General features: G+C 44.7%; 22 protein-coding genes. 10 read left to right on the forward strand and 12 right to left on the reverse strand.

Features of this window, described 5'->3' with window-relative positions:
- The first annotated feature begins 120 nt into the window (after positions 1–120).
- Entirely contained in the window at positions 121–2,190 is a 2,070-nt protein-coding gene (locus tag ACOJQI_RS22040) for a transglycosylase domain-containing protein (protein WP_421382169.1), read from the forward strand.
- Positions 2,191–2,559: 369 nt separating this feature from the next.
- Here the strand turns inward: ACOJQI_RS22040 and ACOJQI_RS22045 are convergent, their stop codons facing one another.
- Positions 2,560–3,069, reverse strand: a complete 510-nt coding sequence (locus tag ACOJQI_RS22045) for a YwhD family protein (RefSeq protein ID WP_421382171.1) — start codon at positions 3,067–3,069, stop codon at positions 2,560–2,562.
- A 20-nt stretch (positions 3,070–3,089) separates the two neighbouring features.
- On the reverse strand, positions 3,090–3,752 hold the full coding sequence (locus ACOJQI_RS22050) for a site-2 protease family protein (RefSeq protein ID WP_421382174.1): 663 nt from the start codon (positions 3,750–3,752) through the stop codon (positions 3,090–3,092).
- Positions 3,753–3,928: 176 nt separating this feature from the next.
- On the opposite strand from ACOJQI_RS22050, the gene ACOJQI_RS22055 reads away from it, so the two are divergent.
- Positions 3,929–4,117 (forward strand): 2-hydroxymuconate tautomerase, encoded by a 189-nt coding sequence (locus ACOJQI_RS22055; RefSeq protein ID WP_421382176.1) that lies wholly within the window; start codon positions 3,929–3,931, stop codon positions 4,115–4,117.
- 138 nt (positions 4,118–4,255) lie between these two features.
- On the opposite strand, the gene ACOJQI_RS22060 is transcribed toward ACOJQI_RS22055, so the two are convergent.
- Together ACOJQI_RS22060 and ACOJQI_RS22065 are read right to left on the reverse strand one after the other, a co-directional pair.
- Positions 4,256–4,762: a YwgA family protein gene (locus ACOJQI_RS22060; RefSeq protein ID WP_421382178.1), complete on the reverse strand. Its 507-nt coding sequence runs from the start codon at positions 4,760–4,762 to the stop codon at positions 4,256–4,258.
- Positions 4,763–4,884: 122 nt separating this feature from the next.
- On the reverse strand, positions 4,885–6,186 hold the full coding sequence (locus ACOJQI_RS22065) for an HD domain-containing protein (RefSeq protein ID WP_421382180.1): 1,302 nt from the start codon (positions 6,184–6,186) through the stop codon (positions 4,885–4,887).
- Positions 6,187–6,484: 298 nt separating this feature from the next.
- Between ACOJQI_RS22065 and ACOJQI_RS22070 the strand changes: the two genes are divergently transcribed.
- The gene (locus ACOJQI_RS22070; RefSeq protein ID WP_421382183.1) at positions 6,485–7,312 is read left to right on the forward strand and encodes an RsfA family transcriptional regulator; all 828 of its coding nucleotides are present in this window, start codon (positions 6,485–6,487) and stop codon (positions 7,310–7,312) included.
- Between the two features lie 541 nt (positions 7,313–7,853).
- On the opposite strand, the gene ACOJQI_RS22075 is transcribed toward ACOJQI_RS22070, so the two are convergent.
- From ACOJQI_RS22075 to pta, 3 genes are all read right to left on the reverse strand, one after another.
- On the reverse strand, positions 7,854–8,699 hold the full coding sequence (locus ACOJQI_RS22075) for a lipoate--protein ligase family protein (protein ID WP_421382186.1): 846 nt from the start codon (positions 8,697–8,699) through the stop codon (positions 7,854–7,856).
- A 395-nt stretch (positions 8,700–9,094) separates the two neighbouring features.
- On the reverse strand, positions 9,095–10,477 hold the full coding sequence (locus ACOJQI_RS22080) for an N-acetylmuramoyl-L-alanine amidase (protein WP_421382188.1): 1,383 nt from the start codon (positions 10,475–10,477) through the stop codon (positions 9,095–9,097).
- A gap of 145 nt (positions 10,478–10,622) precedes the next feature.
- A complete protein-coding gene (gene pta, locus ACOJQI_RS22085) occupies positions 10,623–11,594 on the reverse strand; it encodes a phosphate acetyltransferase (protein WP_421382191.1) in 972 nt (323 codons plus the stop codon).
- 282 nt (positions 11,595–11,876) lie between these two features.
- Here pta and hemQ point away from each other — a divergent pair, with 282 nt between their 5' ends.
- Both hemQ and gerQ read left to right on the forward strand, forming a co-directional pair.
- Entirely contained in the window at positions 11,877–12,620 is a 744-nt protein-coding gene (gene hemQ / locus ACOJQI_RS22090; protein WP_421382193.1) for a hydrogen peroxide-dependent heme synthase, read from the forward strand.
- 744 nt (positions 12,621–13,364) lie between these two features.
- Positions 13,365–13,808, forward strand: a complete 444-nt coding sequence (gene gerQ / locus ACOJQI_RS22095) for a spore coat protein GerQ (protein ID WP_421382196.1) — start codon at positions 13,365–13,367, stop codon at positions 13,806–13,808.
- A gap of 53 nt (positions 13,809–13,861) precedes the next feature.
- Here gerQ and ACOJQI_RS22100 read toward each other — a convergent pair whose 3' ends face one another.
- The 4 genes from ACOJQI_RS22100 to ACOJQI_RS22115 form a co-directional block, all read right to left on the reverse strand.
- Positions 13,862–14,233 (reverse strand): DUF423 domain-containing protein, encoded by a 372-nt coding sequence (locus ACOJQI_RS22100; RefSeq protein WP_421382198.1) that lies wholly within the window; start codon positions 14,231–14,233, stop codon positions 13,862–13,864.
- Between the two features lie 31 nt (positions 14,234–14,264).
- A complete protein-coding gene (locus tag ACOJQI_RS22105; protein ID WP_421382200.1) occupies positions 14,265–14,561 on the reverse strand; it encodes a YwdI family protein in 297 nt (98 codons plus the stop codon).
- Between the two features lie 720 nt (positions 14,562–15,281).
- Complete coding sequence (locus tag ACOJQI_RS22110; protein ID WP_421382202.1) at positions 15,282–15,953, reverse strand: uracil-DNA glycosylase; 672 nt, start codon at positions 15,951–15,953, stop codon at positions 15,282–15,284.
- An 18-nt stretch (positions 15,954–15,971) separates the two neighbouring features.
- The gene (locus tag ACOJQI_RS22115; protein ID WP_421385536.1) at positions 15,972–16,736 is read right to left on the reverse strand and encodes a DUF4230 domain-containing protein; all 765 of its coding nucleotides are present in this window, start codon (positions 16,734–16,736) and stop codon (positions 15,972–15,974) included.
- A gap of 95 nt (positions 16,737–16,831) precedes the next feature.
- On the opposite strand from ACOJQI_RS22115, the gene ACOJQI_RS22120 reads away from it, so the two are divergent.
- The 5 genes from ACOJQI_RS22120 to bshB2 all read left to right on the forward strand — a co-directional run bounded on the left by ACOJQI_RS22120 (position 16,832) and on the right by bshB2 (position 20,571).
- A complete protein-coding gene (locus ACOJQI_RS22120) occupies positions 16,832–18,277 on the forward strand; it encodes a phospholipase D family protein (protein WP_421382204.1) in 1,446 nt (481 codons plus the stop codon).
- A gap of 75 nt (positions 18,278–18,352) precedes the next feature.
- Positions 18,353–18,679 (forward strand): general stress protein, encoded by a 327-nt coding sequence (locus ACOJQI_RS22125; protein WP_421382206.1) that lies wholly within the window; start codon positions 18,353–18,355, stop codon positions 18,677–18,679.
- Between the two features lie 179 nt (positions 18,680–18,858).
- The gene (locus ACOJQI_RS22130) at positions 18,859–19,377 is read left to right on the forward strand and encodes a CBO0543 family protein (protein ID WP_421382208.1); all 519 of its coding nucleotides are present in this window, start codon (positions 18,859–18,861) and stop codon (positions 19,375–19,377) included.
- 132 nt (positions 19,378–19,509) lie between these two features.
- Positions 19,510–19,854, forward strand: coding sequence for a YojF family protein (locus ACOJQI_RS22135; protein ID WP_421382210.1), 345 nt, complete (start codon positions 19,510–19,512; stop codon positions 19,852–19,854).
- 33 nt (positions 19,855–19,887) lie between these two features.
- On the forward strand, positions 19,888–20,571 hold the full coding sequence (bshB2, locus tag ACOJQI_RS22140; protein ID WP_421382212.1) for a bacillithiol biosynthesis deacetylase BshB2: 684 nt from the start codon (positions 19,888–19,890) through the stop codon (positions 20,569–20,571).
- Between the two features lie 41 nt (positions 20,572–20,612).
- Here the strand turns inward: bshB2 and ACOJQI_RS22145 are convergent, their stop codons facing one another.
- Positions 20,613–20,864, reverse strand: coding sequence for a hypothetical protein (locus tag ACOJQI_RS22145; RefSeq protein WP_421382214.1), 252 nt, complete (start codon positions 20,862–20,864; stop codon positions 20,613–20,615).
- Positions 20,865–20,978: the final 114 nt, after the last annotated feature.

A 20,978-nucleotide genomic window follows, 5' to 3' on the forward strand; every position in this document is an offset into this window, starting at 1 on the left:
TAATTCAGCGAAATTACAAGAATAAATTTAAATTTCTTCCTATATGTTTAAAAAATTCCTCCTCTTTCCATAATGATTACTATTAAAAACTGAAAGAATTATAGGAAATGAGGGATTAACTTGGAAGTCATCACAAGTTCCCGGTTGCAAAAAACAAAGAAATACCTGCGCGCGGCGATTATTCTCGGCCTGCTCTCCACCCTGTTGATCCTGGCTGGACTGGCAGGCTTATTGACATATGCAAAAATCCAGGGGCCGCCCCCTCTGGCTGTCCCTCAGTCCACACTCTTCTATGGTGCCGACGGTTCCATCATCGGCGAGAGCAACAGCGGTGAAAAGCGATACTGGGTCCATCTCGAAGACATTTCCCCGGATTTGATCGATGCGACTTTGGCGATTGAGGACAAAGGCTTTTTTTCACATCATGGTTTTGATTTTAAAAGAATCACTGCAGCCGGACTGGCCGATTTGAGGGCAATGGCAAAAGTACAGGGCGCGTCGACGATCTCCCAGCAATACGCCCGGAACCTGTTTCTGAGCCATGATAAAACGTGGAAAAGAAAAATTTCCGAGGCGCTTTATACGTTAAGGCTGGAGCTTAATTATTCGAAGGAACAAATTCTCGAGGGATACCTGAACACGATCTATTACGGCCACGGCGCATACGGTGTCCAGGCGGCAAGTCAGTTTTACTTTGGTAAAAATGCGGCTGAACTGACGGTTGCTGAATCTGCCATGCTTGCCGGAATTCCCAAAGGTCCGAGCCTGTATTCTCCAATAGAATCCTTTCAAAAAGCCAAGGACCGCCAGGAAGTCATCCTGAACGCCATGAAGGAAGATAAGATGATTTCCGATAAGGATGCTTCCCAAGCTAAAAAAGAGAACCTAAAAATCGTCGGGGAATACCCGCACCAGTCAGTCGAAACGGCTCCTTACTTTCAGGACGTGGTGAAGAATATCCTCCGCAACCAGCTTGGCATCGATGAACGCACGATTGAACTCGGCGGGTTGAAGGTATACACAACCTTAAATCCGAAACACCAGAAAGCGGCTGAAGAAGTAATTGAAAAGGAAATCAAGCCTGAGTCCGATATCCAGGTCGGATTCACAGCCATCAATCCCAAGAACGGACACGTCACCGCCATGGTCGGGGGCCGGGACTATGAGGAGAGCCCTTTCAACCGCGCCGTCCAGGCTGTCAGGCAGCCCGGATCAACCATCAAGCCGCTGCTTTATTACGCAGCCGTGGAAAAAGGATTCACCCCTTCCACCACCATGCGCAGCGAACTGACGACTTTCAAGTTTGATGACGGACAAAGTGAGTACAGCCCTCATAATTTCAATAATAAGTATGCTGACGATGATATCACTTTGGCTCAAGCGATTGCCATCTCCGATAACGTCTATGCTGTCAAAACCCACCTCTTCCTTGGAGAAGAAACGCTTGTGAATACCGCAAAGAAATTCGGGCTCTCTACACCAATTAAAAAGGTACCGTCTTCTGCCCTTGGCACATCAGGTGCCCGGGTCGTCGATATGGTCAATGCCTACGGAATGTTTGCCAATGGTGGATATAAAATCAGTCCGGTGTTCATCACCAAGGTTGAGGGATTCAGCGGGGAGACCATCTATGAAAATAAGTTAAAAAAAGAGCAGGTACTCGACCCTGATGCAGCCTACGTCATGACCCATATGCTCAGCGGAATATTCGATCCGAAGCTGAACGATTACTCCACGGTTACAGGCATCACCATCCGAAAGCATGCAACAAGGCCTTATGCAGGAAAATCCGGGACGACCAATTCGGATAACTGGATGATCGGCTTCGCGCCGCAGCTCACAGCCGGAGTCTGGACGGGGTATGATAAAGGGAAAGAAATTTCCTTGGTGGAAGATAAATACTACGCGAAGAATATCTGGGTTCATTTTATGGAAGAAGCATTGAAGGATGAGCCGGTGAAAGCGTTCAAACCGACGAGCAATGTAAAAGGCTATCTAGTCAACCCGCATAACGGCAAGCTGGCGACAAAAGGCTGTCCGGTCCAGCGCTTTACTTACTTCATAAAAGGCACCGAACCAACCGAGTATTGCGACGAGCACCTCCATGAAGATATGCCGGCAGAACCGCCTGCAGCCCAACCAAAAGAGGAGAAGACCCCTTGGTATAAGAAGTGGACGGAGTGGTTTTAATAAATTCGGAAGCGGCGCTGAACGGCCGCTTCCGCTTTTTATGCAATCCAGCTCCAGCGGCCAGCGCCTAGCAGATTTCGGTCTCTCTCCTTACGATAAGTCAACATCAACTCACTTCGTTCGTTGTGTTTCCTTTATCTCATGCGAGAGCCCTCCAATCTGTACGGCGCTGAACGGCCGCTTCCACTTTTTATGTATACGAAAAACCCCGGGTTTGTGCGAACCCGGGGTCTTTCATGTCCTAGTTTGTTTTGTGCAAACTGTGATTTAAGTTTACTTTTTTTCAGGCCAATGAGCAAGGTGTGAACGAATGTTTCTAATAAATGTCACAATTCGTTCAAAGTATTGTCATATTTTGTAAATAAATGTCTATACAGATAAATCTTCTTTCAGCTTTTCTCCGGAACGTTCCCACATGCCTTCATCATGGGTGATCAGGAAGTTTCTCAGAATTTCTTTTGAGCGATCATCCATCACATCCACGATGATATGCCGCTTAATGGATTTATCCATCCTGTTCACATGTTCAGGAAGCGATTTATAGCCCCGGCGTTTTTCCTTATTGACGACCATCTCACATGCTGTAACCCCCGCATAGTAAGGCCCGTCTTCTTTACGGTCGATGGTCACCCAGACAAGCCAGTACGGTTTGCCGCCTTCTGAATCCTCGCGATTCATAGTGAACTTGATTCTTTTTTCCACTGCACTCCGGGCATGCATCGCGCCGATATCCACAAACGCTTCCCCTTCTTCGATGTCGACGAATACAGGTGACACATTATCAAGACTCAACGAACCGATCCCGAAGCCGCCGTGGCCGTCTGTCGGATCACTCTTGATGATATTAAAGCCAACATTGTTCTTCTTTTTCTCTTCCATCCGTAACAGCTCCTTCTGTTTTATGAGAATAACGAAAAGATTCCATAGTAAATGGTATTGAACGCCTGCCCTACAGCGTCTCTTCCGCCGTTGATGAACGGCCAGATCGTATAGCGGTCAAGCGGTGTGATAACCAAGATCAAAAACAGCAGTACCCCATACTGTTCATATTGGGACATTTTCGACCGCAGCCGCGGCGGTGACAGATCCTCGATGATGCGGTATCCATCCAGCGGCGGGAACGGCAATAGGTTGAAAACGAACAAGATAATATTCAAATAGACAATCATATTAAACATGTCAATGAAAAATTGCGGCACCACCATCCCGAATCCGAATGTGATGATAAAGTATAGAAACCCATATGCAATGAATGCAATCAGAAAATTACTCAACGGCCCGGCAACCGAAACAAGCACCCCTGCAAGCTTCGGATTTTTAAAATTGAAGCGGTTCACGGGGACGGGTCTCGCCCAGCCGAATCCGGCAATCAGGATGAAAAGGGTCCCGATCGGATCTAAGTGCTGAATCGGATTCAAGGTCAACCGTCCCTGTTTTTTTGCAGTATCATCGCCGAATTTGTGCGCCACGTAGGCATGAGCATATTCATGGAATGTAAACGCCAGTATCAGGGCGATCACCACGAATGGGAGCTCTTGTAAATTAAACGCTAAAAAGTTCACGGTTTGTTCTCCTTATGTATATCTGATTTTTTTAAAAATATTTGTCTTCTTCATCAGTATTCTCTATCAGCAGGACTTGCTCCTTCAAAAAAATACGATAAAATTTGAAGTGGAGGGTATCGTCCGCTGATCCTTCCTTATGATTGTAACAAAATTATAGAACAGGAGCGAAATCCATGCCTTATGTAACCGTTAAAATGATTGAAGGACGCAGCGAAGACCAGAAGAAAGCACTCGTTGAAAAAGTCACTGCCGCAGTCAGTGAGACGACAGGTGCTTCCGAAGACAAAATCGTCGTATTCATAGAGGAAATGAGCAAGAACCATTATGCTGTTGGCGGGAAGCGTTTAAGCGACCAGGAGTAGTATCTCCGAATACCTGCCTTTTGAGCCGCCGGCCATTCAGTGTCGGCGGCTGTTTGTTGTCGTTTTTCAGCCAAACCACCTAAACCCCACTCCCCGCCAATAAAAAAAGCCCGCCACAACCAGTGACAGGCTTCTCTATTAATTCAAGAGCTTCTTTTGCAAGCATTCGATATATTCATATGCCGCATCGATCTCTTCGACTGTATACTTCTGTTTGCTTTTCAGGGTGAACACTTTCTCTTCGACTTCTTCACGGGAAAGATTATCGAAATATAAAACCGTTGAGACCAGCTCCAGAAAACGTGAAGGATGGCCGTTCATATCCTCCAGGCAGTCTTTCAGGAACGGCATCTCCGTTTCATACATGTTCAGAAATCCCTGGCCTTCTTCTGTCACTGAATATCTATATTGAAAGTATCCGCCTTTTTTCTCCTTCAGTTCGCTGATGAACCCCATATTGCAGAGCTCTTCCACCCTCAGGGTCAGCTCCTCGGAGTAAGGGCCGTAGAAATGAAACTGAAATTTTTCTTGAAAAGGGAAAGATAATTTCTTCGCGATATAAATCATTTTCTGCAGTTTCTTTCTGCCGGTAATCTCACCGGAAGCCAAAAAGGCACTCATTAATTTAGCGTGATCCTTTAACACTGTTCCTTCATCTCCTACTTCAAATATTACTAAGGGTTCCGTCATGGGTGCAGGAAGGCTGTCCCATAAGGGTCTGGCCGTCAAATTGCTGACCATCGGCTTTTGAGACAGCCTCAAGTTATTTAATCGAGTTCTAAGATAGAACGAATTTGTCGTTTGATATTTTTCTTGGAGGATTCATCATATAAAAAGTCGGCAGGATAATAGAGTTTGTGGTCCGTCCTTCTTTTTCCTGAAATCGCATCGACGATGTCCGACTGCCTGGACAACTCCTTCAGTTCGTTGTTCGGCATCTGCAAGTGAATCGGGAGGCGCTCCTCCTCTTCCCCCGGCCGGTAAAAATCGTAAGGGAGATCAGATGATGAATCGACGACCAGGTAATACTCCGGATCGATTCCGGCTTTCTTGAATAAGCCCTCAAGCTCACTGTGTTTCTTATATTCTTTCGCCGGATCAAATTCTGCGTATTTGAATAGATTCCTATTCATAAAGCGGCGGCAGAGATCACTCAGGATGGGATCGTCTTCCTCTTCCCAGGTCTGGAAATAGAACATGATGACCGCTTCATCCAGCTTTAAATAATCCTCAAGCGATACGTCTCCTTCAAAGAGGGAGTAGAAATGGAGAGGATCATATTTAAAAGAATACGATTGTTGATGAAGTTCTTTTGCACGATGGAGGATTTTTGTCAGGATGACCTCAGCACTTCGCGTCACCGGATGGAAATACACTTGCCAATACATCTGGTACCGGCTCATTATGTAATCCTCAACCGCGTGCATTCCGCTGGATTTTATGACGACCTGATCTTCACGCGGCCTCATGACCCGCAATATCCGCTCCATATCGAAGTGGCCGTAGCTGACACCGGTAAAGTAGGCATCGCGCTGCAGGTAGTCCATGCGGTCGGCATCGATCTGGCTCGAAATCAGGCTGACAACCTGTTTGTTCACATAGGTTTTGGCAATGACTTCGGCAACATGCTTAGGAAAATCCTTTCCTACTTTTGAAAGGACCTGGTTAACTTCTGTATCTCCAAGAATGATTTCCTGTGTGAAGTGCTCATGATCAAGGTGGAAGACCTTTTCAAATGAATGGGAAAACGGCCCATGACCTAAATCATGCAGCAGTGCAGCACATAAAGATAACAGCCTTTCATCCTGGCTCCATTCAGGACGGCCCTGGAAAACATCGTCTACGATGCGGCGTACAATTTCATAGACACCGAGAGAATGATTCAACCGGCTGTGTTCCGCTCCATGGAACGTTAAATAGGTGGTTCCAAGCTGCCTGATCCGTCTCAGCCTCTGAAACTCCTTTGTCCCTATTAAATCCCAAATGACCTGATCCTTCACGTGTACGTAACGATGAACAGGGTCTTTAAATACTTTTTCCTCATGCAGCTTCATTTTGGAATATTCCATTCTTTACCCTCTTCCTGTCTAACTTAGTTCTATTATAGACGGTTTTTCTCATAAAAACATCGCGAAGCTTGTCGAAAAATAAATAGAAATGAAGAAAATTGTTTATACTTCAAGGGTTGAAAAAGCTTGAAAAAATTTTATCCATTCTATTGGTCTTGACAGTCTGAAGGTACCCTTCCCCAGCATTACAACAACGAAACTATTAGAAAAAAATAATTTTATCATATTCGTATAGATTCCCATTTTTTTGTACAGACTTCTAGTAAGAAAAGTTACTAAAACAAAGGGAGTTGGAAAAATGAAATCTAGACAGGATGCCTGGACAGAAGAAGATGATCTGTTGTTAGCCGAAACGGTATTGCGCCATGTGAGAGAGGGAAGCACTCAGCTGAACGCATTTGAAGAAGTAGGAGATAAATTGAACCGGACCTCTGCAGCTTGCGGTTTCCGATGGAATGCCGTCGTCCGCCACCAATATGAAAAAGCATTGGGCCTGGCCAAGAAACAGCGTAAACAGCGCCAGCGCCTGCTCGGCAAAGACCAGGGCGGCAAGAAAAAGCTGTTATACCAGCCGCCGGCACCTTCCTATGATGAAATAGATGCTATGTCTCTATCGATGTCTACTGAAATGAGCGATGAAAAAGAAGAGTATACTAGTCCGGTAATGGAATCACTGGAAATGATGGAAGCATCAGAAGCGGCAGATACGGAGTTTGCTGAAGAAGCGATTGAAAGCAAAGAGGTAAGCAAGCCTGCAGTTTCTGCGCCGCCAGTACAAGCTCCGGCAGCACAGCGTGTACCGGTTGGAGGCAGGATGGAAATGTCACTTGAAAAAGTCATTGCTTACCTGCAGAGCCTGGCCCACTCCAATTTCAGTTCTGATATTTTAAAAAGTGAGAATCAGAGATTAAAACACGAAAATGCGGAAATCAGACGTCAAAACGCCGAGCTTGAAAAGAAAATTGCCGAGCTCGAGAAAAATACAGTAACCATGCAGGAAGATTACGAAACACTTATGCAGATCATGAACCGCGCAAGAAAGCTCGTCTTGTTCGAAGATGATGAAGGTAAGGCGCCAAGGTTTAAAATGGACCGAAATGGAAACCTTGAAAAAGTAGCTGAATAGATAGAAAAGCGGAAGCGGCCGTTCAGCGCCGTACAAACTGGAGAGGCCATTCCTGAGATAAAGGAAACACGAAGAGCGCAGCGATTCGATGTTGACTTATCGGAGGGAATGGCCTTGAAGTTTGCTAGGCGCTGGCCGCTGGAGCTGGACAGAGAAAAGCAGAAGCGGCCGTTCAGCGACGTACAAAACTGAATTTGGCTGCTTCTTATTCTTTTAATTGTTAGTTACCACCGGTTTTTTAAATAAGGGGATTTTTTTCCTTTATCCTTTAGAATAGAGCTAGATTCGGGGAAATAAGGGGAATTTTTCCCCTTAAGGCAAAGTGATAGGGTTCATTTTCATGTTTTTGGAGTTAATAGGGGGAATTCTTCCCTCTATTTACTTTATTTTTCGTGCTATTTCCTCAATAAGAGGAATTTCTCCCCTTATTTTCACAGTTTGTTTTTTGAGAATTCTTTTTGCCAACCAGTGCTTATCCTGGGATAAAAAAAGCTTGGAGTTATGGTCTCCAAGCTTTTTGCTGTTCAGATATTACTTTTGACTATCTCTCCAGCACTTTCCCATTTCTCTGGTGGACCCTGTCCAGATAGCCCTCATATAAAGGAAGTTCGTCTCCCTCCAGCTGGCTGGCGTATATCCTGCCGCTGAATCCTCTGAGAGATTGTAAAAATCTGAGCATTGTGTCTTGTATGGTCAGCTCGACACCCAGCAGTTCTGAAAGGGAGGCCATCACTTCCGGGTAGATTTCAGGGAAGATGAATTTCTTGCTTTCTTCCCTTCTTCCCGCTTGATAGAAGTCCCTGATGACTTTCGCCCGCTCTGAACCGCTGCCGTTTACGCAAAGGTAGATTTGGACGGCTACACCGTTCCGGATCCTTCGTTGGGAGATGCCCGCGAATTTTTTACCGCCGATGCTGAGATCATAGCTGCCCGGGCAGTAGGAATTGACGATTTCCTTTGCTTCGATGGTGACCGGGAAGTCCTTGAACATATCCTCTGTCAGCTGAAGCATCGCGTCGTATCCGCGGTTGATATCAATTCCTTTTTCGGAATCCGGGAAAACAAGGGACAGGTTGAGTACCCCCTCATCCAACACAACCGCCAATCCGCCTGAGTTCCTGACGATATACCGGTAGCCAAGTTCTTCGAGTACCTTTAGTCCGTCTTCGAGAGCCGGCAGTTTGGTATCCTGGATGCCTAGAACAATCGTGTTGTGATGGACCCATGACCTGGCCGTGGCAGGTGAATTGCCTGCGCCAACTGAGGTGCAAAGGGTATCATCGATGGCAAATGATTGAAGAGCATCAAACATCGGCCCTAAGCTGGACTGGTCGATGATCCTCCATTCTGGTTGTATAAGCAGTGATTGATTTTTTTGCAATTCCATCGTTCTTTCTCCTTCGGTTATCATGAGCCTTATTATATCACACCCCTGTTATCTGGACTAAGCCCCCTCAAACGCAAAAAAACATGAGCTTTCACGAAGTTGGTGCTGTGATTTCCGCTCCAGGTGCACGACTCCGCGGGGCGGGCGTTGAGCCTCCTCGGCTGCGCCTGCGGGGTCTCACCTGTCCCGCTAGTCCCGCAGGAGGTCGTACACCTTCCGCTCCAATCAGTCTTAGTGCGCAAATGTCTTATTTGAAGAATAGATTAAGTCCATACGCTGCCTATTATTGAACTCAACGCAGAAATAAGTATTATTGCTATACCTCATAATAAAAAAACAGGAGCATGATAATAAACAATCTTACACCCTCCTGTTTTGCTGCTTTTTATCTTTTATTACAGTTCATCAAGCCTATCGTTCAGTGTCTGTTTTTGCTGGTCAAGTTCTTGGATTGTGTGGTTAAGCATTCGCCTGTAGATGCTGATGATGCTTTGTCCGTAGGTTGTTCCCGGGACAGCCCATCTTCCATTTAGTTCCGTCCATGTTTGGGCAATGCCTCTTGTAACCAGGTTGAACCTTGGGTCGACTAGTTGAAAGCCTGCCGGAATGGTGTTAGTTGAAGAATAGGCATACAGATGCTGGATGTGGGCGTGGACACCTATTTCAGGCGTAGCAAAGCTTACCCCCGGGTTCCCCGGTCCTGTTGCACCGATTCCTGCATAGTTGTTTTGTTCCTTGTTCACAAGCCCGGTGAACCGGAAATAGTCTGTTTCATGGATTGCCTGGGCATAGGCAGCATCGCCTCTGATTCCATAAGCCTTCCCATAGGAAACATAGTATTGGCCGAGGGAAGGTGCTTCCGGATTCACTGTTCGGACGAAGTCATCAAGCTGATGAGCATGTAGAAGAGTATTCCCGTTGATAGTAAAAAGTTCTTCCGGTGTTGGCGGGGGAGTTGGTTCGGGTTCGGGAGGCGCTTCCTCTCCTTCTGTAATAATGAATGCACCCGGGATGCCGATCTCCTTGATTTTATTGACCTGTTCTTCTGCATTTTCTTTCTTTGCAAATGCACCTGCCTGCACTCTGTAATACTGCGTTCCTGTTATCATCGTTGGGGCAATAAATGATCCTATGCCCTTTGATAAAAGAAAGCTTACTCTGTCCTTAGCATTCTTACGGTCTTTGAAAGAACCGGCAATTACTTTATAAAGGACGCCTTCCGGACTTTTTGCAGGGAGGGACAATGCTTTGGCAACCCCTTTTGCAATGGCTGTCGAGACGTCTGAGATAAAATTGGGATTATTGAGGATTTTTAAGTCGGCTTCGTTATCAACAAACAGAACCTCCAATAGGAGAGCATTCATTTCTGTTTCCCGCAGAACATGGAAATTTGCCCGCTTTTGGCCCCGGTCAGTGATTCCATATTTCTGCCTTACCGCCGACATGATTTCGTTGTGGATGATAGTTTGGTAGTTTTTTGTTTGCTGGGAAACCGTTCCGTTATAAATATAACTTTCGAAACCTCTTCCCCCAGCAGCATTATTATGAATCGAGAGGTAAAAATCAGCATTTTTGACGTTTGCAAAACTGGAACGCTCATTGAGTGACTTGGTTATGTCGCTTGTTCTGGTCATCAAGATATTTACATTATGATTCTTCTGCAAATAGTCTCTTACTTTTAAAGCGATGGAGAGATTGTAATTCTTCTCCTGAGCATTACGATAGGTTGCACCTGGATCATTCCCACCATGACCTGGATCAATCACAATAGTAGTCAATTTTATACACCTCCTTTTTACTAGATTATTCAAAATAGGACAAACTGTGTAGACTTAAGTCCTATCAAACCGACCTTATTTATCTAAAATTTGTAAATTTATTAGTTCTAAAAAACGGCCTCCGAGGGAGACCGTTCAAATATTCTTATAGTGCCTGTGCAGCTGTGATCAATGCAAGCTTATAGACATCTTCTTCGTTGCAGCCGCGGGAAAGGTCATTGACCGGTGCATTCAACCCTTGTAGGATTGGTCCCACCGCTTCAAAGTTTCCAAGACGCTGAGCAATTTTGTATCCGATGTTTCCTGCTTCAAGGCTTGGGAAAATGAATACATTGGCATCGCCCTTGATTTCAGAATCCGGAGCTTTCTTGCTTGCTACGGATGGTACGAAAGCAGCATCGAATTGGAATTCACCGTCTAACGTCAAATCAGGTGCTTTTTCCTTTGCAAGATTAACTGCCTCTGTCACTTTTTCCGTTTCAGGAGATTTGGCAGATCCTTTTGTAGAGAAGCTCAACATTGCCACTCGGGGATCGATGTCGAACATTTCTGCGGTTTTCGCACTTTCCACCGCAATCTCCGCTAAATCCTGGCTGTCAGGGGAAATGTTGATGGCACAGTCTGCAAATACATATTTTTCATCTTCACGAACCATGATGAAAACACCGGATGTCTTGCGCACACCCTCTTTTGTTTTGATGATCTGGAGCGCAGGACGTACAGTGTCGGCAGTAGAGTGGGCAGCGCCGCTCACTAATCCGTGTGCTTTCCCGGTATAGACAAGCATTGTCCCGAAGTAATTCTCGTCCAGCAGGATTTTCTTTGCGTCCTCTTCAGTTGCTTTTCCTTTTCTTCTTTCAACAAAAGATTGAACAAGCTCATCCATATATTCATTATCTGATGGATCAAGAATTTCACAGCCTTCAAGTGAAGCGTTCACTTCTTTTGCTTTTGACTGGACACTGCCTGCATTTCCGATGATGACCGGTGTCAGGATTCCATCAGAAGCCAGACGTGAAGCTGCTGTTAAAATTCTCTCATCTTGCCCTTCTGGAAAAACAATTTTCAGGTCCTTCCCTGTAACTTTCGCTTTTAGTGTTTCAAATAGATTGCTCATGAATTAAGCCCTCCTTCAATTATCCACTTTTAGCATACTCTTCTCCCCGGAGATTTCAAGAATAACGGACAGTGGCAGCGTTTCCATTGTAAATGTTTTTGTTTTTCGAAAATTTCTTCCTTTTCAACCTGCTTTATTGTTCCCTTTGTACTCCTCCAATATGCACTGAAACCTCATCCTCCGCTATCGAAATTGTCGGTTTTCAGTCAAGATTCCAATTCGGGTAATTGGGCTAAACTATGATATAGTAAGGGGGCATATAAGTTATAAGGAGTGATAAACATGAGTGAACCGGCTCAAACGTTAGATGGCTGGTATTCTTTGCATGATTTCCGTTCAATGGACTGGACTTCTTGGAAGATGCTTTCAAGTGATGAGAGACAAACCGCAATCAATGAATTCCAGGGATTCCTTGAAAAGTTGAATAAAACACAAACCGAAGAACAAGGAAGCCATGCTCTTTACACCATTGTCGGGCAGAAGGCAGACTTCATGATGATGATCGTCCGTCCAACAATGGAGGAACTGAATGAGCTTGAGACTGAATTCAATAAACTGACAATCGCTGAGTACACAGTACCGACATTCTCTTATGTGTCAGTAGTAGAATTGAGCAACTACCTTGCTGATGGTGAAAATCCTTATGAAAATCCGCATGTACGTGCGCGTCTATACCCGATTCTTCCTAAGGCGAAGCATGTCTGCTTCTATCCAATGGACAAGCGCCGCCAAGGCAATGACAACTGGTATATGCTTCCGATGGAAGAGCGCCGCAGCATGATGCGCAGCCATGGAATGATCGGCCGCCAGTATGCTGGAAAAGTAAAACAGATCATCACCGGTTCTGTCGGTTTTGATGATTATGAGTGGGGCGTTACATTGTTCGCAGATGATGTCCTGCAATTTAAAAAGCTTGTATACGAAATGCGATTCGATGAAGTCAGCGCCCGCTACGGCGACTTCGGCTCTTTCTTCGTTGGAAACCTTCTTGAAGAAGAGAAGATCAGCCATTTCTTGCATGTATAATACCTTAAAGAGACCAAACAGGCAGCTGTTTGGTCTTTTTTTTTTCATACAGGTTATTTGTATGAGTTTGTTGATTTCCGCTCCAGGTGTGCGACTCCGCGGGGCGGGCGGTGAGCCTCCTCGGCTTCGCCTGCGGGGTCTCACCTGTCCCGCTAATCCCGCAGGAGGCCACACACCTTCCGCTACAATCAACCCACGTATATTCAATTAATTTGGGCTTCAAAAACAACAGGCTTATCTAGGATATTATGTAAGTCACCTGGCTCATAAAAGCTGAATATTTGTTTTGAAACTCTTATGAAGCACCCTAATTATATTTGAATGAGTTTTTTAGTCTTATGAAGCGCCCATGAGTCACTCTAATTCTAGTTTTTTCGAGGTTTTTGGTCTTATGAAGCCTTTATGAGTCACCCTAATTCTATTTGAACGCGGTTTCTCGTCTTATGAAGCCCTCATATGACACCCTAATTTGTTTTTCGAAACTTTTTTAGTCTTATAAATCTTCTAGTTTGATTGATCAGCCCTTAAATCTGTTCATCGTTGAGGGCCGCTTTCGCTTTTTATGGAATATTCCGTCCCTTGCTTACATAAAAATGAAATAGTGAAATCAGAGCATCCTCTCTTTCACCATTATTCCTTACGTTTTCTTTCAGGAAGAGAGCTTTCATGTTTACCATGCTTTGTGAGTCAACAGTGAAACACCTTCATTTTGAAGGATTTTGATTAATCAAGGAGGTCTGCATTGTGAAACAATCAAGTGGTGGAAATCCATATGGATATGGTTACAGCCAGCCATATTACGGCCAGCCCCCGACCTACGCCGGCGGGCAGTTCTACAGCGGCCAATTACAGGGTCAGCCTATCAGTGCCCAAAGCCCAGCACAAGGTGTTCCCGGCCAGCTGCCTTTAGAGGAATCGTATATCGAGAACATCCTTCGTCTAAACAAAGGCAAAGTGGCCACAGTGTACATGACATTTGAAAACAACAGAGAATGGAATGCCAAGGTTTTCAAAGGAATCATTGAAGCAGCAGGACGCGATCATCTGATCCTTAGTGATCCACAAACTGGCGTGCGCTTTCTTCTGCCGATGATTTATCTTGATTACATTACGTTCGATGAAGAGATTGAATATGAATACCCGTTTGGTGCAGGGGCGTCTCCAACCGTCTCTTATCCGCCAAGATAATGGGGCTGAAATCAAAAGACTGCGAGCCTTATATATGGCCCGCAGTCTTTTATTTACATAGATTTTGCTGCTGTGATAATGAGGAGCACCCATGCAATCAGGAATGAAACCCCGCCTAAAGGTGTAATGGCACCCAGCACTTTAATTCCTGTTAGGCTCAACACATACAAGCTTCCAGAGAATAATATGATACCGATAAGCATCAGCCACCCTGACCAGTTAAGCAGTGAACTGGCGGCGATGTTTCCTGCAAGCACGCCGATGATCAAGATGCCGATTGAATGGAACATTTGATAAAGGACTCCTGTGTTCCATGTATCAATATATTTTTGTGAGATTTTCCCTTCCAATGCGTGGGCTCCGAAGGCTCCCAGCGCTACTGAAAGAAACGCATTGATTGCTCCAATAATGATAAATGTTTTCATACCCTCTAACACTCCCGGTTAATTTTGTGGTTTAGAATTCAAACAGTGAGTCACCGTTGGCTCCATCATCTGTTTCGAGTTTGCTTTCTTCACTGATTCTTACGGTTTGTGACTGCTGGCTGCTGACCGGCATTGTCATTTGCTGTGCCGGCATCTGGCTGGAGAGAACAGGCTGGCTGGAGCTGACACTTTCGGTTTCCAGCATTACTTCGCATAAGGCTTTGATTGAGTTGATGTGTTCGCGAATATTTTGTGGTCTTTCTGCTTGTTTTGCTTTCATAAGCTCTTGTTCCATTTTATTGATTAATGAGACGTGGGATATGTTCATCGTGTCCCTCCTCTTCCTTTAACTTTTATGTAAAAATCATTCTCTTTTGATTTCGGCACAGCTGCAACATTATTTACTTTTGCCTTTCGGTGTAAACCTCAGGCAGCTTTCTCCGGACGAACGGAATACGACCAGGGAAGGCATGGCTTTGGTTTTGAATCCGTATGCTTTACAGCCTCGAGGGTGGGCTGGTTCCCATGTTGTATAGAAGTATTGGCATTGAAAACAGTTGATCTTCTTTTTCTCTGGCAATTCTCTCTTCTCCCTATCCTGTCATTCTTCCCTATTCTATCAAACTTATATTCATTCTGCCTGTTAGAAAACAGTCTTGAAGCTGGAAAAATCTAAAAAGGAGAATGCAGTTTGATTTCCGCTGCAGGTGCCCGACTCCGCGGGGCGGGCGGTGAGCCTCCTCGGCTGCGCCTGCGGGGTCTCACCTGTCCCGCTAATCCCGCAGGAGATCGAGCACCTTCCGCTCCAATCATCTTGGCTGATGTTTCATGAACAATAATTCCTCAAAAACTATGATATCCGATAATATTTTTCCATATCTTTAATTAACCTTGCAATTACAAAGGGTTAATGACAAAAGAAGCAGGTGTTTCCGCCTGCCCCTCTCATTTATTCAAAAAAAGAAGCAAAGCCGCTTTCCGCCTTGCTTCGCCATAATCTGCTATGTTTCACGTGAAACATGAATATTTTGTCTATTTAATGTTCTGCTTACTCTATGCACCAGTCGATTTCTTCCTCACCATTTTTTCTCAGCCACTGATTGGTCCTGGAAAATGGCTTGCTTCCAAAGAAGCCTTTTCTGGCGGAGAATGGACTTGGATGAGGAGATTGGATGACGAAATGCTTCTCGTTGTCGATCAGCTTCAGTTTTTCCTGGGCAGGACGCCCCCAGAGCATAAACACTAGCGGCTTCTCTCTATTGCTAAGTTTTTCAATCACCTTGTCTGTGAAGGTTTCCCAGCCCTTGCCTTTATGGGAATGAGCCTTGCCCTCCCTGACCGTCAAAACGGTGTTCAAGAGAAGGACACCCTGCTCTGTCCACTTACTTAAGTTTCCATGATCAGGAATGTCACAGCCGATGTCATCATGAAGTTCTTTATAGATATTCCTCAAAGACGGCGGGACCTTTACGTCCCTGCCAACCGAGAAGCTCAATCCGTGGGCCTGCCCCTCCCCGTGATAGGGGTCCTGGCCGAGCAGCACAACCTTTACATCGTTAAAGGCAGTGGAATTCAAGGCATTGAAGATATTCTGTTTCTCTGGAAAAATCTTTTCTGAGCTGTACTCTTGTTCAAGGAATTCTTGTAATTCCACGTAATAGGGTTTTTCCATTTCCTCCCCAAGCACATCGTTCCAATCGTTTTTAAGAATATTAGTCACGGTTAACACCCTTTCATGCTAATTCTTATATTCGATTGTTACACTGTAGCCAAGCTGCCCGAAGAACTCCTTCAGGGATTTTTCAGCATTTTTTTCGGCTGTCTGCAGTAATCCTTGCTCAACCGCTTCTTGTTGGATTAAATCTTTGGCGACTTCGGCAAGGGCAAATCCCTCTTCCCAATCAACTTCATTCCTGAAGATCCCTTCCACCGAAAATGTTTTAATGTTATCAGTATCAATAGAAGGAGATTGGAGGATTTCCGCTCTTGGCAGCTCGATCGTCATTTCTTTTCCCTCTTCATCTACCAAAATATCATTTTCTGATACTTTTTTCAGATCGACCCCCGCCAGAACTGTCCCCGGTACGACCAATAACAACTTGCGCTTTGTTCCTGGGAGGTCTGCCGAAATTTCTTTTCCGAAAATCTTGTTGTCCTCCTGCTCGATAACTGCTTTGGTAAAAGCCTGGGCTGTTGCTAATGAATTCATATCTTTGATTTGTTCTACAAACGATCCCTGCTCTTGCTGGAACGTACTGCCCGAAAGCCAGGAGTACATTCCGATGGAAACACCTGCTATCACGAGAATCACGAGAAGCATCAAAAGAAGGAACTTGCTTTTCCAAACACTGAAGATTGCTTTTCCCGCCTTGAAGAATGGCAGGCTGACTTTTCCTCTATCTAAAACGGCCGTGGCACTTGTCTGCTGGCTGCTGTCTTTTAATTCTGCTAAAAGAGACTCTATTTCTCGTATTCTAGCCTCATTATTTTTCAAATCATTCACCATCCTCCATCATATTATAAAAAATATTGTCGGAAGTTGGAATACAAAATCCGAAAGAGGGTAAAGTACTCTATTCTTTAATGGAGGAAAAACCCATGAAAAGCTTAATCCACTGGGGTAAAAAGAGGAAAGTAATCCTCACGATACTTATACTGGTATATTTTGGTTCAGTCATGTTCTATCAAACTCATAAACCACTCCCTGAGGGGATCTCCTATGAAGGGGAAGTTTTTCACACAAACGATGTCGATTTCATCTACGACCTATCCTATAAAGACCACGCCGGACATTTTCTTCATGAATCGAGGATATTTGAAAGAATTAACAAGATAATCGGTGAAGCAAAGGACTTTGTCGTCATCGATATGTTTCTTTTTAACAGCTATTATGATGGAAAATATGATATGCCGGATCTAGCCGGGAACCTGACGAATGCCTTAATAGAAAAAAAGCGGAAAGATCCTGATATCGAGATGGTATTCATTACTGACCATATCAATACCACATACGGTTCCCACCCCGCACCAGAAGTAGAAAGGCTCGAAGAAAATGGAATACAGGTTATGTATACTGACCTAGTGCCATTAAGAGACTCTAACTTTGTCTATAGTTCCATCTGGCGGACTTTTTTCCAATGGTTTCAATCAGAACCTGAAGATGAAGGGTGGCTGCCTAACCCTCTAGCTTCCACTGCACCGAAAGTGACAGTCCGATCCTACCTGGAACTGTTAAATGTAAAGGCAAACCACCGGAAAGTGGTGGTGACAGACCAGTCTGCGCTGATCACATCCGCCAACCCTCACAATGCGAGCGGCTTGCACTCCAATATCGCTTTTGAAATCAAAGGTCCGATTATTGGGGATATCCTGAAAACGGAAAAAGCAGCAGCAAGATATTCCGACGGCCCGCGCCTGCCGGATTATAAATTCAGCAGCGAAACAGGCGGCAGCATCAAGGCACAAGTACTGACAGAGGGTGAGATTCATAAACGGGCTTTGGAAGAATTGGATAAGGCCGGCAGTGGTGACACCGTGTGGCTTGGCATGTTCTACCTTGCCGAACGGAAGGTCATCAACGGACTTGTCGGTGCAGCGCGGCGGGGGGCAGATGTGAGAATCATTCTGGACCCAAACAAAAACGCATTTGGCAATCAGAAGATGGGCCTTCCCAATATCCCTGTCGCATCGGAGCTTCAGCGCAGAGGAGAGAAAAATATCCATATCCGCTGGTACAATACAAAAATGGAACAATATCATACCAAGCTCCTTTATATTAATAAGGAGGATAAAGCCGTCATCCTCGGCGGGTCGACCAACTACACAACAAGGAACTTTGAAGATTTGAACCTGGAAACCAATCTCTGGCTGGAGACACCCCTTAACAAGGAAGTGAACAAAGAGGTTGAAGCTTATTTCAACCGGATCTGGAATAACGACGGGGGATTGTATACAGAGACATTCAAAGAAAAGGATTACAGTATTCCCTGGCTTAAATACATCGGATACCGCATACAGAAATTGCTTAATTTTACCACTTATTGAGCTTGTTTAGCGCCCTGAAATCCGGGTAGATATTATATATACCGCTTCATCAATATTAAGGAGGAGGCAGTAACTATGTATGAAGTACACACTGTTGAAAACGGAGTACAAGCAACAAAAGTAATTGAAGACTTGAACCGATTGGGCTATGAGAAAGACGACATTTATATTCTCGCTCATGACAAAGAGCGCTCAAAAGACCTTACCGAAGGAACGGATACGGAAAGTGTCGGAATGAGCGAACAAGGTATGTTTGATACCCTTGGGAATACGTTCAAGTCACGCGGAGATGAGCTTCGTTCCAAAATGAGTTCTTTAGGAATGACAGATTCTGAAGCAGCACATTATGAAGAAGAACTTGATAAAGGAAAAGTAGTCGTTGTCGGAAGCAGAGACGAATAGTTTTTGCCTATCCTTTGCTAACTGCTTTTTGTCTTAACCTTTAAAAAGCTTTTTATCTTAACCTAAGATGGCTCCCAAATGGGGGCCATTTTTATGTTGAACTTGTTTTCCATAAAAAGGAATAGAAAGTGCAAATTAGGAAAAAATTGTAATATAATGAATCGAAGGACGTAAACCGAATGCATACTTTACTATTTACAGCTTTTTTGCTGGCGGCCGTCAAATGGGGTGATTGGAAAAACTGGCGGAATTATTATCCCACCTTCCTCTTCTTCCTGGTCGGAGACTTGCTTTATCAATTTTTACTATATAATAAATCAATGTGGCTTTTCCAGCCTTCCTTTGACCACAGGTACCTCCCCAATCACACCATCATTGCGCTTGTGAAAATGGTGATCCGTTATTGGGCAACAGTGCTCATCTTCCTAGGGCGCTTTCCTGACGGGAAAGTGAAAAAAGCACTCTGGATATCACTTTGGGTATTCATTTACATCTCCATTGAATGCCTGGCGTTGAAAACCGGCCTCATGACCCACCATAATGGCTGGAATATCTTTTGGTCCCTATATTTTGATATTGTCATCTTTGTCGTTCTTTACGTCCATTATAAGAATCCGCTCCTCGCCTGGATTTTGTCTTTCATGAACCTCCTTTTCCTCTGGAACATCTTCGGGCTGTCATTGGATATATTGAAGTAGTCTGCACCGGCTATAGCTGCCGGTTTTTTTGTGCCTGACAGGAATAGCAGAAACATTGTTTTCGCATTCTAAAGGTGATTTTAGTAAAATGGGAAGTAATCAGATTTATTTACCGTATAAGGAGGCAGAGGTATGGAACCTATTACGCTGGCAAAGGTGCAGGGTTTGATCAATGAATTTGCCCGGAAAGATGTTTATATACATTTAGAAACCACAAACGGAGCTTATGCCTCCCACTTTAAAGAAGATTTTTTCTCTGCAGGAGCCTACATACGCAACGCCCGTGTCAATTATGAACACGGCAAGATTGTCGGTGATGGTCCTTTCAGGGCTGGGCTGAAGCTTGATATCGGCTGGATCTATGCTGAAGGCCTCACCCACTTTGAGAAAACAGAAAAGAATCAGCTGCTGCTTGCGGGGCATGACAATGAAGGCAAGCTGGCTGTTGCTTTGCAAATCAGTCCGACACCTTTTTAATAAAGCTCCCTTTGACTTTTAGGAGGTTACAGTATGCAAAAAGAAAAACAAGTTCTCGTTATATTCCCTCATCCCGATGATGAAGCGTTCGGTGTTTCGGGGACAATCTCACAATATATAAAAGAAGGCACACCTGTTACCTATGCCTGCCTCACTTTGGGTGAAATGGGCCGCAATCTGGGCAATCCCCCGTTTGCAACAAGGGAATCCCTTCCGCTCATCCGCAAAAAAGAGCTTCAGAAAGCGGCTGAAGTGATGGGGATCACTGATTTACGGATGATGGGTTACCGTGATAAGACGCTCGAATTCGAAAATGATGAAAAACTCGCCAATATGGTGACAGGGCTCATTGAAGAGCTGGACCCATCCCTGATCATCACGTTCTATCCGGGATATTCAGTCCATCCCGACCATGAAGCAACTGCCCGTGCAGTAGTAAGAGCCGTACGCCGTCTTCCTAAGTCTTCCCGTCCTAAGCTTCATTGCCTTGCATTTTCAAATGATTGCAAAGAACATTTGGGGCAGCCGGATGTCAAAAATGATATTTCGGACGTGAAGGATCAAAAGATCGCAACAATGAAGGCACATAGCTCCCAGACGGCCTGGATGCTTCCACAGATTGAAGAAGGCATCGCTGCACAAGACCCTGAAGCCCTGAAATGGGTCACGATTGAACATTTTTGGACATACGATTGGGCTAATGATAAGGTCGAATAACATAACAAAAACGCTTGGATTCAACTTGGTCCAAGCGTTTTTTATTTATTCTGCTGTTTTTTCACCCAAAAAACGATGGCAAAAATGACTTCAATGACCGGGAGAAACTTCACCCATGCAAAAGACGGATAACCGCTGAAAAACCAGGCATCCGGATAAAGTAAGACGGCACTTACAATCATCCAAAACCAAGAACGCTTCCTGATTGCATAAACTAGTGTAAGAATCGACGCAATCAGTAAAGGATAAAACAAGTCCAATGTCCCCAGCAGGAATCCTGTCAATTGTTCCATACTTCATCCCTCCTCTATCCATTATTCAATCCAACTATATATTTATTACTGCACTAACCTGTGTATTCCTCCCAGCTGATTGGATACGTTAACCATAATAGTGCTATAATTTAG

It is taken from the genome of Bacillus salacetis (assembly GCF_049177075.1).
GTDB lineage: Bacteria > Bacillota > Bacilli > Bacillales > Bacillaceae_B > Rossellomorea > Rossellomorea salacetis_A.

Bases quoted from the DNA above. Each gene is read 5' to 3' on its own strand.
- ACOJQI_RS22045 (WP_421382171.1), bottom strand. From the start codon at position 3,069: ATGGAAGAGAAAAAGAAGAACAATGTTGGCTTTAATATCATCAAGAGT.
- ACOJQI_RS22055 (WP_421382176.1), top strand. From the start codon at position 3,929: ATGCCTTATGTAACCGTTAAAATGATTGAAGGACGCAGCGAAGACCAG.
- ACOJQI_RS22065 (WP_421382180.1), bottom strand. From the start codon at position 6,186: ATGGAATATTCCAAAATGAAGCTGCATGAGGAAAAAGTATTTAAAGAC.
- ACOJQI_RS22070 (WP_421382183.1), top strand. From the start codon at position 6,485: ATGAAATCTAGACAGGATGCCTGGACAGAAGAAGATGATCTGTTGTTA.
- ACOJQI_RS22075 (WP_421382186.1), bottom strand. From the start codon at position 8,699: ATGGAATTGCAAAAAAATCAATCACTGCTTATACAACCAGAATGGAGG.
- pta (WP_421382191.1), bottom strand. From the start codon at position 11,594: ATGAGCAATCTATTTGAAACACTAAAAGCGAAAGTTACAGGGAAGGAC.
- hemQ (WP_421382193.1), top strand. From the start codon at position 11,877: ATGAGTGAACCGGCTCAAACGTTAGATGGCTGGTATTCTTTGCATGAT.
- ACOJQI_RS22100 (WP_421382198.1), bottom strand. From the start codon at position 14,233: ATGAAAACATTTATCATTATTGGAGCAATCAATGCGTTTCTTTCAGTA.
- ACOJQI_RS22105 (WP_421382200.1), bottom strand. From the start codon at position 14,561: ATGAACATATCCCACGTCTCATTAATCAATAAAATGGAACAAGAGCTT.
- ACOJQI_RS22120 (WP_421382204.1), top strand. From the start codon at position 16,832: ATGAAAAGCTTAATCCACTGGGGTAAAAAGAGGAAAGTAATCCTCACG.
- ACOJQI_RS22125 (WP_421382206.1), top strand. From the start codon at position 18,353: ATGTATGAAGTACACACTGTTGAAAACGGAGTACAAGCAACAAAAGTA.
- ACOJQI_RS22130 (WP_421382208.1), top strand. From the start codon at position 18,859: ATGCATACTTTACTATTTACAGCTTTTTTGCTGGCGGCCGTCAAATGG.
- ACOJQI_RS22135 (WP_421382210.1), top strand. From the start codon at position 19,510: ATGGAACCTATTACGCTGGCAAAGGTGCAGGGTTTGATCAATGAATTT.
- bshB2 (WP_421382212.1), top strand. From the start codon at position 19,888: ATGCAAAAAGAAAAACAAGTTCTCGTTATATTCCCTCATCCCGATGAT.
- ACOJQI_RS22145 (WP_421382214.1), bottom strand. From the start codon at position 20,864: ATGGAACAATTGACAGGATTCCTGCTGGGGACATTGGACTTGTTTTAT.